General features: G+C 51.6%; 16 protein-coding genes and 1 pseudogene. 8 read left to right on the top strand and 9 right to left on the bottom strand.

The window, feature by feature from the left end:
- Positions 1–2: 2 nt before the first annotated feature.
- Positions 3–980 carry a galactose-1-phosphate uridylyltransferase gene (gene galT / locus EIZ37_RS01615; protein ID WP_134682793.1) on the bottom strand — a complete coding sequence of 326 codons (978 nt, stop codon included), beginning with the start codon at positions 978–980 and terminating at the stop codon, positions 3–5.
- Positions 981–1,118: 138 nt separating this feature from the next.
- Between galT and EIZ37_RS01610 the strand changes: the two genes are divergently transcribed.
- Positions 1,119–2,828 (top strand): phospho-sugar mutase, encoded by a 1,710-nt coding sequence (locus EIZ37_RS01610; RefSeq protein WP_134682792.1) that lies wholly within the window; start codon positions 1,119–1,121, stop codon positions 2,826–2,828.
- A gap of 49 nt (positions 2,829–2,877) precedes the next feature.
- On the opposite strand, the gene EIZ37_RS01605 is transcribed toward EIZ37_RS01610, so the two are convergent.
- From EIZ37_RS01605 to EIZ37_RS01595, 3 genes are all read right to left on the bottom strand, one after another.
- Positions 2,878–3,819, bottom strand: coding sequence for a DUF3600 domain-containing protein (locus tag EIZ37_RS01605; protein ID WP_134682791.1), 942 nt, complete (start codon positions 3,817–3,819; stop codon positions 2,878–2,880).
- Positions 3,809–4,384 carry a sigma-70 family RNA polymerase sigma factor gene (locus EIZ37_RS01600; protein ID WP_134682790.1) on the bottom strand — a complete coding sequence of 192 codons (576 nt, stop codon included), beginning with the start codon at positions 4,382–4,384 and terminating at the stop codon, positions 3,809–3,811. The genes EIZ37_RS01605 and EIZ37_RS01600 overlap by 11 nt, the downstream gene beginning before the upstream one ends.
- Positions 4,385–4,599: 215 nt before the next feature.
- The gene (locus EIZ37_RS01595) at positions 4,600–5,574 is read right to left on the bottom strand and encodes an aromatic acid exporter family protein (protein WP_134682789.1); all 975 of its coding nucleotides are present in this window, start codon (positions 5,572–5,574) and stop codon (positions 4,600–4,602) included.
- Between the two features lie 181 nt (positions 5,575–5,755).
- On the opposite strand from EIZ37_RS01595, the gene EIZ37_RS01590 reads away from it, so the two are divergent.
- Entirely contained in the window at positions 5,756–6,283 is a 528-nt protein-coding gene (locus EIZ37_RS01590) for a DoxX family membrane protein (protein ID WP_134682788.1), read from the top strand.
- 34 nt (positions 6,284–6,317) lie between these two features.
- Positions 6,318–6,746: a universal stress protein gene (locus EIZ37_RS01585; RefSeq protein ID WP_134682787.1), complete on the top strand. Its 429-nt coding sequence runs from the start codon at positions 6,318–6,320 to the stop codon at positions 6,744–6,746.
- A 713-nt stretch (positions 6,747–7,459) separates the two neighbouring features.
- Here EIZ37_RS01585 and EIZ37_RS01580 read toward each other — a convergent pair.
- Together EIZ37_RS01580 and hemQ are read right to left on the bottom strand one after the other, a co-directional pair.
- The gene (locus EIZ37_RS01580; protein WP_134682786.1) at positions 7,460–8,326 is read right to left on the bottom strand and encodes a YitT family protein; all 867 of its coding nucleotides are present in this window, start codon (positions 8,324–8,326) and stop codon (positions 7,460–7,462) included.
- 145 nt (positions 8,327–8,471) lie between these two features.
- The gene (gene hemQ / locus EIZ37_RS01575) at positions 8,472–9,224 is read right to left on the bottom strand and encodes a hydrogen peroxide-dependent heme synthase (protein ID WP_134682785.1); all 753 of its coding nucleotides are present in this window, start codon (positions 9,222–9,224) and stop codon (positions 8,472–8,474) included.
- Positions 9,225–9,420: 196 nt separating this feature from the next.
- On the opposite strand from hemQ, the gene EIZ37_RS01570 reads away from it, so the two are divergent.
- From EIZ37_RS01570 to EIZ37_RS01555, 4 genes are read left to right on the top strand one after another with little or no spacing between them, the layout of a single operon-like run.
- Entirely contained in the window at positions 9,421–9,657 is a 237-nt protein-coding gene (locus tag EIZ37_RS01570; protein ID WP_134682784.1) for a hypothetical protein, read from the top strand.
- A gap of 16 nt (positions 9,658–9,673) precedes the next feature.
- A complete protein-coding gene (locus EIZ37_RS01565) occupies positions 9,674–10,804 on the top strand; it encodes a GerAB/ArcD/ProY family transporter (protein WP_134682783.1) in 1,131 nt (376 codons plus the stop codon).
- Positions 10,788–12,371, top strand: a complete 1,584-nt coding sequence (locus EIZ37_RS01560) for a spore germination protein (RefSeq protein WP_134682782.1) — start codon at positions 10,788–10,790, stop codon at positions 12,369–12,371. Before EIZ37_RS01565 ends, EIZ37_RS01560 begins: the two co-directional genes overlap by 17 nt.
- Positions 12,368–13,567, top strand: coding sequence for a Ger(x)C family spore germination protein (locus EIZ37_RS01555; RefSeq protein ID WP_134682781.1), 1,200 nt, complete (start codon positions 12,368–12,370; stop codon positions 13,565–13,567). The genes EIZ37_RS01560 and EIZ37_RS01555 overlap by 4 nt, the downstream gene beginning before the upstream one ends.
- Positions 13,568–13,570: 3 nt before the next feature.
- On the opposite strand, the gene EIZ37_RS01550 is transcribed toward EIZ37_RS01555, so the two are convergent.
- From EIZ37_RS01550 to EIZ37_RS26295, 3 genes and pseudogenes are all read right to left on the bottom strand, one after another.
- Positions 13,571–14,323: a YwiC-like family protein gene (locus tag EIZ37_RS01550; protein WP_134682780.1), complete on the bottom strand. Its 753-nt coding sequence runs from the start codon at positions 14,321–14,323 to the stop codon at positions 13,571–13,573.
- Positions 14,308–15,405 (bottom strand): TIGR04053 family radical SAM/SPASM domain-containing protein, encoded by a 1,098-nt coding sequence (locus EIZ37_RS01545; protein WP_235827868.1) that lies wholly within the window; start codon positions 15,403–15,405, stop codon positions 14,308–14,310. Before EIZ37_RS01545 ends, EIZ37_RS01550 begins: the two co-directional genes overlap by 16 nt.
- 36 nt (positions 15,406–15,441) lie before the next feature.
- Positions 15,442–15,927 (bottom strand): annotated as a pseudogene (locus tag EIZ37_RS26295) (hemerythrin domain-containing protein); the annotation flags it as partial.
- Between the two features lie 153 nt (positions 15,928–16,080).
- Between EIZ37_RS26295 and EIZ37_RS01540 the strand changes: the two are divergent.
- A complete protein-coding gene (locus EIZ37_RS01540) occupies positions 16,081–17,247 on the top strand; it encodes a radical SAM/SPASM domain-containing protein (RefSeq protein ID WP_134682778.1) in 1,167 nt (388 codons plus the stop codon).
- Positions 17,248–17,412: the final 165 nt, after the last annotated feature.

Genomic DNA, 17,412 nt, shown 5'->3' with positions numbered 1-17,412 from the left:
GCTTAGCCATTTTGCTTTGCCAAATATCGTTGATGCGCTTCCCGCAGTTTGCCGGATGTCTCTTCTACTGCGTGCGGATTGCATGCAGCCCATGCGCCCATTTCGGAGGAAGCGTAGTATTTGATCTTGTTCGGTTCCCGCAGCGGTGTATAGAACTCGATATGGAAGTGGTAGTACTCCTCTACGCTCTCGGAGTTCACCGGGCGCTGGTGGATGACCATCATGTAAGGGAACAGACGGTCAAACAGCGTATCCATCGCTCCTGTCATTTGTTTCAGCATATCCGCCAGAGAATGCTTCTCTCTTTCCGTAAAATCGCTCAGCGCGGTCAAGTGGCGTTTGCTGGTGATGAACAGTCCGTATGGGTAATCCGTGAAGAACGGAATGTATGCGATGAAGTCGTCATTTTCATAGATGACGCGCTGTGCAAACTCCTTCTCCTCGCGATTCATGTCACAGATGAGGCAGGTTCCTTTTTGCTCATGATGATGCTTGCAATTGTTCAGCTCGGTCTGAATCTTGAGCGGCATTTGCGAATAGGCGTAAATTTGTCCGTGCGGGTGCGGCATGGTGACCCCGCACTCTTCGCCGCGGTTTTCAAAGATCATCACGTATTTGTGGCGCGGCTCTTTTTCCAGCTCGACAAAGCGCTCCGTCCACAAATCGATCAGCTTTTCGATATGCGGCACGGACAGCTCGGGCAGTGTCGCCGTATGGTTCGGTGAATACAGGATCACTTCGCATTTTCCGTACGCTTTTTCCGTGCGATACAGCTCGGACCCGACCGGATCTGGCTCTGGCGGCTCTGGCATCAAAGCCGGGAAATCATTATTGTAGGCGAATACGGTGTAGTCGTCAGGCACCTTTCCCGAACCTGGGCAAAATGGACAAAAATCTTTTGGCATTGTCGGGCGATGCTGGCGGTGGGAAGCCACCATCGTCCAGTCACCCAGCAGTGGATTATAACGAAGCTCTGCCAATTGTCACGCCTCCTTCAAGCATGTATAATGGGTATGTCAGAACTAAATTAATTAATTTAATTATCTATCTTGCCTTCATCATAGTATGCCATTATGTATTTGTAAATCCCTCGGCGAAAATTTCAGGAGGTATCATTTGTGAGCAACTATCTCGCTGTCTATGAGCATTGGAAAAACCATCCCGATTTACAGCCTGCTTTAAAAGAAGAACTTCTCGCTCTACAGAATGAAGCGGAAATCGAGGATCGCTTTTATACACATCTGCAATTTGGCACGGCCGGACTGCGCGGTGTCCTTGGGGCCGGGACCAATCGGATGAATCTGTACACCATTCGCCGTGCGACCCATGGCTTTGCCCGCTACCTGCTCGAAACCGGGGAAGCCAATCGGACCAAAGGCGTCGCGATTGCCTATGATTCCCGCCACCTGTCCCGCGAATTCGCCCAAGAAGCGGCTGGCGTGCTTGCTGCCTGCGGGATCAAGGCTTATCTGTTCAATGAGCTTCGGCCAACGCCGATGCTCTCCTTTGCTGTCCGCCATCTGCAAGCGGCAGGTGGGATCGTGATTACCGCGAGCCACAATCCGCCGGAATACAACGGCTACAAAGTCTATCAAGCGACGGGCGGGCAAATCTCTGAGGATACTGCGGATCAAATCTGGCAAAAAATCGCCGCCATCGAAGACGAATTGTCACTGCCAGCCCTGTCCCTGGAGGAAGGGATATCGCGCGGACTGATCCAGATGCTTGGAGCTGAAATCGATGATGCCTATCAAGCACAGCTGTCCACACTTTTATTGCAGCCTGCGGGACTTGCCAAAGCGAAGGAACAGTTGCGCATCGTCTACACACCCCTGCACGGAACTGGCCTGGTCCCAGTATCCCAAGCGCTGCGCGGTGCAGGTTTTGACCAGGTTCATATCGTCGAAGAGCAAGCCGCTCCAGACCCGAACTTCTCCACGGTCTCTTCGCCAAATCCGGAGGAAGCTCAGGCATTCACGCTTGCGATCCGGCTGGCCCAACAGACAGGAGCCGACATCGTGCTTGGCACGGACCCAGATGCCGATCGGGTGGGAATGGCGGTACGTACGGAGGATGGCAGCTATCGGATGTTGACGGGCAACCAGATGGGGGCGCTGCTGCTTCATTACCTGCTGGAGCAACGATCTGCCCAAGGTACGCTGCCTGATAACGGACTTGCGATCAAAACAATCGTCAGCTCCGAGCTGGGCCGATCGATCGCACAAGCATACGGTGTCACGATGATCGATACATTGACCGGATTCAAATACATTGCTGAAAAGATCGAACGCAGCACCGTATCAGGCTCTCATACCTTCCTTTTCGGCTATGAGGAGAGCTATGGTTATCTGATTGGGGATTTTGTTCGCGACAAAGATGCGATCCAAGCTGCCTTACTCTTATCCGAGATGGCCGCTTTCTATAAAGATCAGGCGCAAACGCTCGAGAATGCCCTGTCTCTCCTTCAAGAACGCTTCGGTTATTATTGCGACCGCCAGCATTCGGTCACTTGCAAGGGCAAGGAAGGCGTAGCGGCGATCTCTCGCATGATGGAGACACTCCGCCAAAATCCGCTGCCGCATGTCGCCTCTCTTGCGGTCGTGGAAATCAAAGATTATCAGCAAGGCATCGAGGGGCTTCCTACCTCCAACGTATTGAAATACATGCTGGTTGACGGCAGCTGGTTTGCCCTGCGACCTTCGGGAACCGAACCGAAAATCAAGCTGTACGTCAGCGCGGTTGACTCATCCGCCGAACAAGCAGAAAAAAAAGCAGACGCGCTGTCTCGTCTGCTGATCCAGTATATGGAATCCTCTACAAAGCTATAGCTGATCAAGGCACAGTCTGTTACTAGACTGTGCCTTCTTTTTGCAAGTCTTATTCTTTCTCTTTTACTACCGAGAGAGCGATTTTCTCTAATTCTCCTTTTTCTATCGGGCCAAAAGCATAGACGGCATAAGCGCTCTGTTCCCCCCTGCGCGGCACCGTGATTTGCAAACCATTTCGCCCATTCTTTCCTTCTTCGCCATACTGCGCGACATATCCATCCAGCGTATACTCGGTCTCCTTGCTGTATGCTTGTGGCATGCTGGGCTTGCTGTCGCTGTCCAGCTGTACATAGGTGACGAGAATGCTGGCGCTTCCCTTTTGATACTCCAAGGTGATGGCGGGAGCTTGATTTTCCACTCCCTTCCACACGCTTCCTTCCCCTCGCTGCAGCACATACCCTTCCGGCACATAGCGCGGATGCCGGAACGGGAAGGAGACGCGCTTCTTCGCTTCCTCCAGCGTCAGCTTTTCCAGCTCCTCTTCCACAGAAGCTGTCTGGTTGAGCTTCTCAAAATACGGAGCGAGTTCCTGCATTACTTGCTCATACTGCCTCTTTTCCTCCCCCTGGAGTCTTTCCGGATGCACCACGCCTTCCGTATCGGTTATCCGCAATTGGAGCTCGGCAAAACGTTGGAGTTTGTCAGCAAACTCGCTATATTCTTGCTCCCCCAACACTTCCTTCGCCTGCTGCAGCTTTGCTTCCAACTTTTCATACTCCGCTGCCGATCCTCCGTGCTTTTGTACATTCTCCATGGAGCCAAAAATCTGATCGGCCAAATACGAGCCGGCGAATACCCCCGTTGGAATCAGCAAGGTCGCAGCAATGACCCCTGCCACGAGACGGCGCTTGTTTCCCACTGTGCCTGCCAGCTTTGCAGGCCGGGTCATGCCTTGGATGGAGCTACGAATGCGCTCATCCAGATCACGAGGGACCTCCATGGATCCCGCTGCTTTTTTCATTTCCGGTCGAATTTGCTCTTCAATAGGCATCTTGCGCCTCCACCTTTCCTTTGAGAAATGGCTCGTAGTGCTTGCGAATCTCTTTCAGCGCCAGGTGCAGCCGTGATTTTACCGTTCCTACAGGAATGTCTAGCAAAGCCGCGATCTGCTCCAGGCTGTATTCGTGAAAATAGCGGTACACGACGACGACGCGAAGCTTATACGAAAGCTTGCTGATGCATACGACCAATTCGCCGGCAGTCTCTTCCCGCAGGATCTCCTCATCGATGGAAACGGCAGCTCCCTCTTCTTGAAGACGCGTGCGTTCAAGAAGACGGAATCCGCGCCAAATGCGCCTCTTCCAGTTGCTCGCCTGCCGGACGACCAAGCCATGAAGCCAAAAATGAAAGGGTCTGCCGGGATCGTAGCTGGGCAGTGAGTTCCACAGCTGGATATAGACCTCACTCACCACGTCGTGCACATCCTGCTTGTTGTTTACCAAGAACGCGACAGTACGGTATACATCATCCAGCGTCAGTTCATATAAGGCGGAAAAAGCGGTTTGATCGCCGGCGATCGCTTGCTTGATCCAAGTTTGAAGCTCCTGGTCTGTCATTGAGGGCCCTCCTAAACGTTCTTTCACCCTATATTGGCGCTCAGTTAGGAAAAGGTTCAGTTTTTAACGGGAACAAGTCCCTTTTGCAGGGGGATTTGCAGAAGCCATACATGTTCTGCGGGGAAGCTTGGTCCTAGCGGCAGCTGTCCTTGCCTAAAAAATAAGGCAACCGAAGAAGCATCGGTTGCCTTTTTTCATCAGCTGATCCTGCGGCTTTACACCGCTCTCTGCTGTAGCTTCCCCTCTCGATAAAGCATCAAAAAATGCTCCATCTCGTTAAATAAATGATACAGAGAGGCTCTCGTCTCAAACTCCGCCCTGGTAACCGGCAGCGGCTGCGTCTTGTGCATCTTTCTCATCTCGCGTAATTCCTCGAGCAGAACGTATGCGTGTTCATCGTCATAGATTTGCTCACTCAGCTTATCCAAGAAGTTCGCCAATCGCTCCGCATGCGGTACTTGTTCATAAAGCGACGAGATGATGGGCAGCATGGCTTCCAGCAGCTCGAATTGCTTGGCCCGCATAGAATACGTCCTGTAATAGTCATCATCCTTGCGAAAAAGCTGGTTCTCCATGTTTTGGATCGCCATCGTTTCCATTTGTTCCAACAGTTCCGCGGTCTCCAGCATTTCCCTGCCATCCCACTCGCTTTCCCCCCGCCGCAAATACACGGCGAACTCCCGCAGGATTAAGGCAAAATTGCTTTCCAGCTTTTGCTGTACGGCTGACATTTGATTTTCACGCTTTGGCATATACAGATTCATCAACAGCGCGACCCCTACCCCGATGCCGACCAGTCCCATTTCATTCAGAAAGAGCGGAATGGTGAACTCCTTTTGGGTATAGATTTGCAGAATGACCACCATGCTTGTCGTGACCCCGTCCTGCAGACGAAGCTTGACCAGCAGCGGCAGCAGAATGATTACCGTCAAAAACAAGGTAGCCGGATGATAGCCTATCCAGTCAAACAAGAAGAAGCTCAGCAGCAGCCCGAGAAAGCAGGCGCCTATCCGCTTGCCTGATGTTTGCAGCGATTTCTTCCTCGTTACCTGGATGCAAAGCATCGTCAGGACCCCTGCCATCGTATAAAATTGTAGGCCAGCCCACTGCGCCAGAAAGACGGAGAGCGCAACCCCTACAGCCGTCTTGATAATGCGTGTGCCGATTTTCCATTTTGTCATCATCATCATTCAATCCTCGTGTCCATCAATTCTTTCCCATCAGTATATCATAGCTCCTACTCGCAAATAATGAGAAACTTTTCACAAACTAGTGATCTTCATCACATCTGCGCATCTAGCCGCGACTTACAATAAAGGTGGGAAGAGGAACCAGATTCCCCATCCCAATCAACCAATGGTGGTGACCGTTATGTTTGTAGAATGGCTTAGAAAGAACGTATACGCTTCTGTCCTCCTGCTTCTCGCTCGGCTTTACCTCGGTTGGGAGTGGATGTCTGCCGGTTGGGGCAAGCTCACAGGCGAAGGATTTAGCGCAGGCGGATTTTTGGAAAAGGCCGTTGCAAACCCTGTAGTCAGTCACAATGAAATCATCTATCCAACATACACCGCATTTTTGAAAAGCTTTGCGCTGCCAAACATCGATCTGATCAACTTCGTCATCCCTTATGGAGAATTTCTGGTTGGATTGGGCCTGATCCTGGGATGTCTGACAACGGCAGCCGGCTTCTTCGGGGTCGTGATGAACTTCGCCTTTCTATACGCCGGAACAGTATCGAGCAATCCCTGGATGATCATGCTCACCTTGTTTATCCTGATCGGCGGCCGCAATGCCGGGTACTTCGGTCTGGACCGTTATCTCTATCCCTTCTATGATCGGCTGTTTCACCGTACCCCACCGAAAACACCGGTGACTCCGATTCATAAGAAAATTGCCTAGCTGGTAAATCGAAATCGAATGGAGCGATTGACCTATGTTCAAAAACATCTTGCTTGCCGTAGACGGATCCGAACTCTCAGAAAAAGCAGTTGATTATGCAATAAACGCCATTACCGAATCTTCCGAGACCATGATCACCATCCTGTTTGTCCAGCAGCCGATGAGTGCGTTAACCGTGGGAACCGCTTATGCGACCGGAGCCTATCAAGAGGTGTTTATCTCCCCGGCTGAAGAGACACCTGCCTTCTCAGCTTGGCAGCGATTCCCCGATAAAAACCGCGTTACGTATTTGACCGAAGTCGGAAATCCTGCAGAAGTGATTTGCGCAAAAGCCGAAGAGGACGGCTGCGATCTGATCGTGCTCGGCAGTCAAGGACACGGCTTGGTATCCTCCGTATTCCTCGGCAGTGTCAGCGGAAAAGTCCTGCACTATGCAAAGTGTCCTGTGCTTGTGGTCCGATAATTTGTGAAAAAAAACTGGCTCCGCCTGCTTTTGGCGGAGCCTTTGTGTATTATTGTGCAATCATCGTGGTGGGGGAAGGGAAGAGAGGGCGGTGCTGCGTTCTTGCCACACCCGCAAGGAAGTGTTTACTGTCCGGATCCGCTTCCAAAACCTGTACGTCGCCCAAAAGTTTCGAGGAAGCATATTCATACGTAGAGGTTGCGCGACAAGCGTGTCCCGTTTTTGGAAGCTCCACCTCAGCAGGTGTGACAAAGACTCCGCCCGACCCTCTCTTCCCTTCCTCACGTAGCGATTGCAAAAAGTCGAAAGGATAGAAGATAAAAGTATGACGATACTAGTTTTTTCAATTTTATTATCTTTACAAAAGCTTCTGCCACGCTGGAGGGCATGTTTCGAAACGGAGCGCCTGCGGAACCCAGCTTAGCGGAGCAGTGAATCGCAGGAAACAGGACCGCAACCTGCCCGAGCTGCCTAGCGGCTACCACTTTTGCGGACCCCTGCGATTCGCTGTGGAGCGGACAGTTCCCACTCACGCGGGGCGGAGAATGAAGCGGAGTTTCGGAACATGCTCCCCCACCTCAGCCACGAAGCGCCCCCACTTTTGCGGACCCCTGCGATTCGCTGTGGAGCGGACAGTATTAACTTTCAGAGGGGCGGAGAATGAAGCGGAGTTTCGAAACATGCTCTCCCCACCGCAGCCACGAAGCGACCACTCATCCACTACGGAATCCATTCCCGACAACCTCGCTGGCATCGGTCAAAATGATAAAGGCATCGGGATCAACCGAGCGCACCAGTACCTTCAGCTTGCTGACCTCACTCTGGCTGACGACGACCATTAATACGCTGCGGTCATCCCCAGTATAGCCGCCTTCCCCGTTCAATAGCGTAAGTCCGCGATCCAGATCATACAAGATCGCCTCCCGCAAGCGATCGGTGGACGAAGAGATCACATAGGCCACTTTGGATGTAACCAGACCCATCTGCACAATATCGATCGTTTTGCTTGTCACAAACAGACCAATCAATGCATATAACGCTTTTTCCGGTGAGAAAATGAAGCCTGCCAACAGGATGACCAAGCCATCAAAAACGGCTACGGATACCCCGAGGCTCAGCCCGCTGTATTTATGCAGAATTTGCGAAGCGATGGAAAAACCGCCCGTCGATCCTCTGCCGCGAAAGACCAGACCGATCCCCAAGCCTACACCGATTCCTCCATAAATGCTGGCCAAGAGCGTATTGGTCGTAAGCGGGGGCAAATGACTGGTCAGCATCACCGCCAATGGCAGCAGAATCGAGCCGACTGCCGCTTTCAGGCTGTAATGTCGATCCAGCAGCCATAGCCCCAAAAGAAACAAAGGGACATTTAACGCCCACTGCGTCAACGCCGGCTTGATGCCCATCAAATTGTAAATAATCGTAGAAAGTCCGGATACGCCCCCCGAAGCAATCTGGTTGGGGTTTAAAAACAAATTGAAGCTGAGCGCCAATATCAGCGTACCCAGCACCAACAGCGTATACTCAAAAATGCGGCGATACGGACTGTTTAAGGGAATGCCCACTTGCTTTCTGCTCATCAAGGTTAACCTCTTTCACCGTACATTTCATTCTCCGGCCTATGAGTCTTCCGGATAACCTCTCCCATTATAACAATGTTTAATCCGATTGAAAAAGGAAAAAGAGCCCGGCCATCATGGAACCGGACTCTCGCATTTCCTATCCCTATACTTGCAACAGACTTGCGATGGTTTCTTTCGTCAGCAGGTTGCCTACCAGGAAGTTGCCGAACTCGCCATAGCGAGCACTGACCTCATCAAAGCGCATTTCATACACAATATGCTTCAGCTCCAATGGATCGTTGGCGAACAGGGTTACGCCCCACTCCCAGTCGTCGTAGCCTACGGAGCCGCCGATGATTTGTTTGACCTTGCCCGCGTATTTGCGTCCAGTCATACCATGGGCCTTCATCAGCTCTTTGCGCTGTTCCATTGTCATCACGTACCAGTTGTCCTCGCCGGAACGTTTTTTGTTCATCGGATAGAAGCAGAAATGCTGCCATTTTGGCAGGATCGGATACAGGCGATCGCGCACATGCGGATTTGCTTTTGGATCCTCGCCAGGATTGTTGACGTAGTTGCTCAATTCGACAACCGATATGTACGAATAGTCGGATACGGTGAAATCAGCAAAACGCGTCTTGTTAAAGGCCGTTTTGATATCCTGCAGCTCCTCCATCGTTGGACGCAGGAACATGAATCCGAAGTCCGCCTTATGGCCAAGCATCGCGTAGAGTGCTGTGCTCCCGGTTTCTGCCCCTTCGCTCTGCTCCCAGCTTGCCACGAGGCTCAACAATTCATCGATCGCGCTTTGGCGATCCTGTGGAGAAGCCGCTTTCCATTTCTCCCAGTTCAATTTGCGGAAATCATGGTAGGAAAACCAGCCCTCCAGCGTGAGCAATGCTTCATTTTCTGCCATCTGTGTACACTCCTTTTTCACCATTATCTCATGCGTTCACGAGCAACGCTGTATATCCAAAACTCACCATTCAGTATAGCACAAAGAAACATGGCGTTCTCAACAGTTTGGTGAACAAATGCATAGGGCTGGCTTGTATGAAACCGCATGGCTCTAACCGATAATAAATGGATATGAGGAAGATGGGTGGGAACATATGGTAACCCTTTATGTGCTTCTTGTCACATTCTATCTGCTGGGTTTCTATACCATGCTTGACATGCTTCTCTACGGCCGAACCTTGGTGGACGCCATCCGGCTCCTTTTCGATATGGATATCAGTACTGGCAAATATTTTTTGCTTTTTGGCTATGCAAGCGGGTTGGCTGTCTCCGCAGTGATTGATATGCGCAGAAAAAAAAGCGGCAGGAAATGGGACGGGCAACCAAGATGACACGGGGGACTAATGCATGCATGCGTTGAAAGAAAAAATTTCGTTATCACAGCTTTTTTTTCTGATCATCAGTTTTCAGCTGGGCACCGCACTCATCGTCGGTGTCGGAAAAGAAGCAGCCCAAGATGTCTGGATCGCTTTCATCCTTGCAACGATTCTCGGCGTTGGCCTCATCCGCTGGTACATTTCTCTGCTGTTTCTCTACCCAGGGAAGGACCTGTATCAGCTGTTGGAGATCGCCTATGGCAGAAAAATCGCCTTGCTGTTCAGCTTTCTCTATGTCTGTTACTTTTTGCACAGCATGGCCTTCGTCTTACGCGACTTCGGCGAATTGATTGTCGTCGTGGTCTTCCCCAACACGCCGATTGAAGTCATCGTCCTGACCTTTTCGCTTGTGCTCGCCTACTTTGCCTATATGGGGATCGAGGTAATTGCCCGTTCTGTGGAGATTTTTATTCCTTACGCCTTATTCTTTCTGTTTCTCATGATTCTTTTTCTGGCCATCAACGGATCGATTCAACCGTATCAGCTGCGTCCTGTCTTGGAACATGGGATATTTCCCATTCTGCGCACAGCGTATCCTTCACTCACGACCTTTCCAATGGGGGAAACCGTTGCATTTATGCTCATTCTGCCTATTACAGCTGACTTCATTCATACGAAAAAAGTGGCTGTGTGGGCCGTCGCGTGTTCGGGCTTTTTATTGGCTGGCATGTCAGCGCTTCGCATAGCCGTCCTCGGAGTAGAACAATCGGAACGGACCACCTTTCCCTTTATCAGTGCGATTCGTGACATCTCGATTGCGAATTTTATCGAACGGCTGGATGCCCTTGTGGTGTTCGTGCTGCTGCTGGGGGTCTTTGTGAAAGCAAGCATCTACCTGTTAGCTGCCTTAAAAGGTCTGGAATATCTTTCAGGGATTCCATACCGCCGCTTCTCCATACCGATTAGCATGCTGGTGGCAATGTTATCCGTATTTCTTGCTGCCAACTACGCAGAATATAAAAAGGAAATCGGTACCATTCAACAGATCTTGTGGGATCTCCCTTATCAGCAAGGGCTTCCGCTACTCTTGACAATTATGCTCTTCTGGAAACACGCACGTCAGAAGAAAAAAGGAGAGGATGCGCATGGTCAATCCGGCTGAATGGTTTCATCGCAAGAAAAAAGAAGTCAAAGCAACCGTGGCGGCTTCGCTGGCCCCCCGTACACCCCAGCCGCAAAGCGTCCCTGACCAGATCGATCGATGCCTGGAACTTTTATCGCAAACCTTTGGCAACACAGCTGACCTGGCTACCAGCAAAATCATGTTTGGAAACCAGCCTGCCCTTCTCGTGTTTCTTTCTTCCATGACTGATGCCAAGCTGATTGCCGAAAAGATTATCGGTCCACTCGCCATTTCCAAGGAGATGCCGAAATACGAACAAAATCTGGAAACCTATTGTGAGACCATGCTGCGCGGCATCGAATACAAGATTTCCAACAAATGGCAGGAGATTATCCATTTAATGCTTGCGGGTTTTGTAGCGTTATTTGTGGAATCTTCTCCCTGTGCTTTAGTTCTCAAAATTCAAGGGTCTTCCTACCGAAGCATTGAAGAGCCCTCCACACAGACGATTGTCAAAGGACCGAAGGATGGCTTTACCGAATCGGCCGATGTCAATATGAGTTTGATCCGCCGACGCATCCTGAATCCGGCGCTTCGTTTTGAATCGTACACGCTGGGTACGGAAACCAGGACCCCTGTCTATCTTGCCTACATCGAGGGCATCATCAACCCGGGCATCCTGGAGGAAGTGCGGATCCGTCTGAATAACATGCAAACCAACGCGATCTTTGATACAGGCATTATTGAGGAATTCATCGCCGACAAGACGCTGACCCCTTTCCCGCTCACCTACAATACCGAGCGTCCTGATTCCACTGCCGCCAATCTGATAACCGGGAAAGTGGCGATCATTGCGGAAGGCAGTCCCTTTGTCTTGATTTTGCCAGCGACATTCAATGATTTCTTTCAGGTTTCCGAAGATTATTATCAGCCATATATGATGGCTTCCTTTATACGCATCGTTCGCTATGCGGCATTTATGCTTTCGCTGCTTTTGCCAGCCACTTATGTTTCTATCATCACGTATCATCACGAGCTATTGCCGACCCAGTTGTTGATCAGCATCATGGCCCAGCGCGAAGGGATCCCGTTTCCAACCGTCGTGGAAGCCTTGCTCATGGAGCTCACCTTTGAAATTTTGCGGGAAGCGGGAATACGGATGCCCCGTGCTGTCGGGATGACGGTATCCATCGTCGGAGGACTTGTCATCGGCCAAGCGGCAGTGGAAGCAGGGATCATCTCCAACATTATGGTAATTATCGTCGCGCTTACGGCTATTTCCAGCTTTGTCAGCCCGGTTTATTCATTTTCCATGTCGTCGCGGCTGCTCCGCTTTTCGATGATCCTGCTTGGCGCGTTCTTGGGGCTCTATGGCGTTATCCTTGGCTTGATGATCATGGTCGGCCACCTGTGCAGCCTGCGCTCGTTTGGCATACCGTATCTGGCACCATTAGCCCCATTGGTTGTAGCAGATCAAAACGATGTCTTTATTCGCTCACCCATGTGGGCCATGAAGAAACGGCCTTATTTTTTGCACACCGAAGACCTGATCAAGCAGCCGAGGGCGGAGTCTCCCTCTCCTCCGCCTGATGGGAGGCCGTCATGAAGCAGCTGACGATCTGGCTGATTTTGCTCTCATTCTCTTCTATCACGCTTGCCGGGTGTTGGGATCGTGAGGAATTAAATGAGATTTCCCTTATCTCAGGAATGGCCATCGATAAAGGAAAGAACGCCAAATATCGATTAAGTCTGGAAGGGGTCAACGCCGCAGAGCTTAATCCGAAAACAAGGAGCCAAGGGACTCCTACCGTCGTTTACAGCATTGAGGGCAACTCCATTTCCGAACTTGCCCATAAAACGAATATCGGGTTATCCCGCAAGGCTGTTTTCTCCCATATGCGCACGGTGGTCATTTCCGAGCAGATTGCCCGTGCAGGGATGCTTGAGTTTCTCGACTTCATGGAGCGTGATCGGGAAATCCGAAACGACTTCAACATCATCGTCGCCACCGAGTGTCAAGCAGTGGATGTATTGCGTATGCTTTACCCGCTGCAGCGAATCTCCACTGCCAAAATTCATGTCCAATTGGATACGTTAACGAAAGATTGGGGCGGCGATCCAAATATTCGGCTGAAGGACTTTGTGAATGCCATTGTATCAAAGGGACGCGAGCCGGTTGCAGCGGTCGTCCGTATCCGCGGTTCAAAGGAAAAAGGCGCTTCCGTTGACAATATACAAAAGCCAACCCCGGATGGCCTCGTAGAGGTAATCGGGTTTGCTGTTTTTAAAGGAGAGAAAATGCTAGGGATATTGCCCGTCCATTACTCCCGGGTTTATTTGTGGACGCAAGACAAGCTGCGCAGAACCTCCCTCACCATTCCATGCCAGAAAAATGCCTATCTGAATATGCGTGTGTATAATTCCAACACAAACGTGGAAGTTGCTTACGAAAACGGCAAGCCCGTCATCAAAGTGGGGATTAAAGTCGAAACCAGGCTGGACGGCTCGGAATGCGAGGATCCACTCGAAAAGGTGGAGACGACCATGAAATATGAGACGCTAACCGCAGATTACATCCGGAAAGAAGTCGCATCCGCCATTGCCACCATACAAAAAAAATACAAAGCCGATGTGTTCGGCTTTGGGGAAAAAATGCACATCTACGCTCCAAAGTATTACAACAAGGTCAAAAACCAGTGGGACAAAGAATTTGCACGAGCCCAGGTCAAGGTGCAAGTGATCGCCAAGCTGCGCCGTACCGGCTTGAATACCAACAGCTTTCTGCAGCAAATGAAAAAGTAATGGTTAGCGGTAAAGCCAACCATTCCAGGCGAGAAACCAGATGACATTGACGATTTCGATGATGCCTACAGTCTTGGGCAACAGTCTTTCGCCCTTTACCGCGACCGCCATCTTGGCCACCCCGGGCAGAAACATCAAGGACACAAGCCAAGACAGCTGTGCGGCAATTGGCAGCACCAACAGCACCAAGTGGTACATCATCCCGATAAAATGAAAGCGCAGGTTGCTTCGTTCGCGGAATACCGCTTTGACGAAAAAAACGCTTCCGGTAAAATACAGGATATTCAGCAGCATGGCTGTGGCGATCTCATGGCCGGGAGCTCCGTGCCCCAGGCCAGCGGCAAGCGGAAGAAGCATGGTCAAGCCGATGATGCCGATCAAGTCATTCAGGAAGTGGCGCTCCGATTTATGCCGGATAAACCATACGGGGACAAGCAGCAGACCTGCCATGATCAGCATCGGCCAAAAAGCATGCAGGCGGGCAAACATCGGGTAGGCCAGACAAACGATGGCCACTCCTCCGAACAAAAGGACTGTGCGCAGCACACAGGTGCTGGTTTTTCGTCTCCACAAAAACTCGAACAAGGCATTCACCACGATATAGCCAGCCAATAGGCCCATCCCTGCCAACAGATGCAGCATGTTGGCATCAGAGAGCATGGCTCCCAGCAAAAAAGGGGCGCAAAACATCGCCCATACGCCATGCTCACGCGGGATGACCAAGGCTGGCTTTTCTTTTTTCAAGGCTTGCTGCATACAAGCTCCCCCTCATCCTTTATCCAGCCCGGTGGAATGTACGCGCAGGAAGGATCGCTCTCCAGATAATCGCCAGTCATGCCATAGGCTCTGGCCCGGGACCCACCGCAAGTTTCCCGATAAGGGCAGACGCCGCATTTTCCTTTGAGCAAGTCCGGATTGCGGATCTGCGAGAAAACAGGAGACTCCCGATAGATCCGGGCAAGCGGAAGCTCACGGATATTTCCGCATGGCAACGGGAGAAAACCGCTCGGAGAGACCTCCCCAATATGCGAAATAAAGACAAAGCCTTTTCCGTCTGTCACGCCTTGCTGCGAACGACCGATGGCATCCGGCCGTTTGAAGGCTCCCCCGGGGCTCGCTTCGATTTTTTTCCGTTTGGTGAGCAGCACCCGTCGATACGCAGGCGCCGCGGTTGTTTTAATGCCGTAAGACACTTTGCTGCTTTTTTCAGCCAACCATTCAAATACCTGCTCATGCTCCTCGGCTGAGATCATATCCTCCGCTTGCCCTCTCCCGGTAGGAACAAGAAAGAAGACGCTCCAAAGTACGGCTCCCCAGCTTTCCACGAGCTCCGCCATTTCCTCCAGTAAATGCACATTATATCGGGATACCGTCGTGTTGATCTGGATCGGCAATCCATGCTTCTTCAGCAAAGACAGCGCTTTGACAGTCAAATCATACGAGCCTCTCGTACCGCGAAACTGGTCATGGACCTCCGCATTCGGACCATCCACACTGAATGCCCAGCGCGCCAGCCCCGCTTCCTTCGCCCGCACAATCGCTTCCTCGGTCACACGCGGAGTCGCGCTTGGCGTCATCGAGACACGCATGCCTTTGGCTACCGCGTACCGAATCAGCTCGAACAAGTCCGGGCGCATCAGTGGATCACCGCCTGTAAATACCAAAAGCGGATTGTCCATCTCGTGGATCTGGTCAATCAGCCGCTTCCCTTCCTCCGTCGACAGCTCACGCGGATCGCGATGGGGCTGGGCAACCGCACGGCAATGCAGACAGCGCAGGGCACATGCGCGGGTCACTTCCCAGATGGCGATAAACGGATTTTCCGCATAGGCGCTCATCGCCGGGCGTCCGCTATGCTCATCGTTTTGCTGTTTCTTCATCGCGTGGATCGACGCTCTTTTTTGCTCAGCGGTCAAGAGCTGCTTGGCCATTGGAAAAAGCAGCATCTCCTCTTTTTGCGAATGATCATGCCACAGGCGGATCAAAGACGTCGCTACCGCTTTCAGCTGCTCTGCCTCCTGCTCGTGGCCGCCGCATCCACGGATCTCCTCGGAAAGCTGGCTCAGCTGCTTGATCAGCAAGTCATGCTCGTGCCTCATCATCACGATAGGCTGGGCAGAGCTCCCCATTACCTCCTGCATCACGGAATACAAAAACACTTCCTCCCGCTCATGATGCTCTTGCAATTTGCGCAGGATCTTCTGGACCGTGACTCCGATTTCCTCACTCATCTGCTCATCCCACTGCTTGCTCTGGTAAGCCAGTCGCTTCAATTTTTCCATATATGCCTGAAGTTGTTCGTGATCGGTAATAAACAACTGCGGAAAACATGTTTCATCCTCGGTTGGCTTGAAAGCCATGTTGTTCTCCTCCCTCCACCTGCACTCTCATGGTAGTTGATTCGGAAAGGGGACGATGTGAACAAGATCACACATTCACGGTGTTTGGATTGCTAGAATGAACCTGACCAAGGGAAACATCTGGAAACCAATGAATGGCAAGGGGGAACTGCGATGATCGGCTTATCAAGCCTGCTGGAAACAACCGTCACTTTCGGCGACCAACTGCGTTATTCCGCTGAGGCAAAAGGACAACGAATGGGGACCCACACCAACCATGGACCCGTAGTGGTCTGGAACGTCACACGGACCTGCAATCTGAACTGTCTGCACTGCTATTCCAGTTCGGAGGCGAAAAAATACGATGGCGAGCTTACTACCGAGGAAGCGCTCAGCGTAATCGATCAGCTCGCTTTGGCCAAAGTGCCGGTGATCCTGTTTTCCGGGGGAGAGCCTTTAATTCGACCGGACATTATGCTGCTGGCCGAACGTGCCATCGCCCATGGCATCCGTGTCACTTTTTCCACGAACGGTACGCTGATCACCTCCGAAAAAGCAAAGCAGCTGAAACAGCTGGGGGTAAGCTATGTAGGAATCAGTCTGGACGGGATCGGAGCGATTCACGATCGTTTCCGTCGCAAGGAGGGTGCCTTTGAAGCCGCACTGCGGGGGATTCGCAATTGTCTGGCTGAAGGGCAAAAAGTGGGGCTGCGCTTTACGATGAATAAGCACAATATTGACTCTCTTCCGGAAATCCTGCAGTTGATGGAGGAAGAAAATATCCCGCGGGCCTGCTTCTATCATCTCGTCTATGCAGGCCGCGGCGCAGTCGAGGATGATATTTCCCATGAACAAAGCCGGGAAGCGCTCGATCTGATTGTGGATGCCATCCAGCGGTTTGCAGCCAAAGGCTCCGCCCGGGAAATCCTGACCGTAGATAATCACGCTGACGGCATCTATCTCTACTTGAAGGTGCGGGAAGAGCAGCCGGAGCTGGCGGAGCGCATCTATCAAAAACTGCTGCGCAACGGCGGCAATCGCTCCGGCATCGCCATTTGCAACATTGACCATCAAGGCTACGTGCATCCTGATCAGTTCAGCCAGCACATCTCCCTCGGTCATTTGCGAGAGCAGATCTTCGCGGAGATTTGGGGCGGCTCCCACCCTGTATTGGAGGGGCTGCGCAGCCGCAAAGCATTGATTACCGGCCGTTGTGCCCAATGCCAGTACTTTGAGGTATGCAATGGCAACTTCCGTCCGCGGGCATATGGTTATGATGGCAATTACTGGTCTTCCGATCCGCAGTGCTATTTAACGGATGCGGAGATAGGGATTGTGTAGAAACGGGGCCGAAACAAAGACAAGCCGGCTCCTTACAGTTTCAGGATTCCGGCTTGTGCTCTGATCGCAGTAGATTCTCCATCCAATGAAAAAACAGTGTGCAAAGCAAGTATTTGCCTTGGGGATACCCTCTCTTCAAGGCTTTTTTCTTTATTCCCCCGTGCC

It is taken from the genome of Brevibacillus migulae, assembly GCF_004521915.1.
GTDB lineage: Bacteria > Bacillota > Bacilli > Brevibacillales > Brevibacillaceae > Brevibacillus_F > Brevibacillus_F migulae.
The sequence above is the reverse complement of the archived record's forward strand: the minus strand, read 5'-3'. Positions and strand labels throughout refer to the sequence as shown.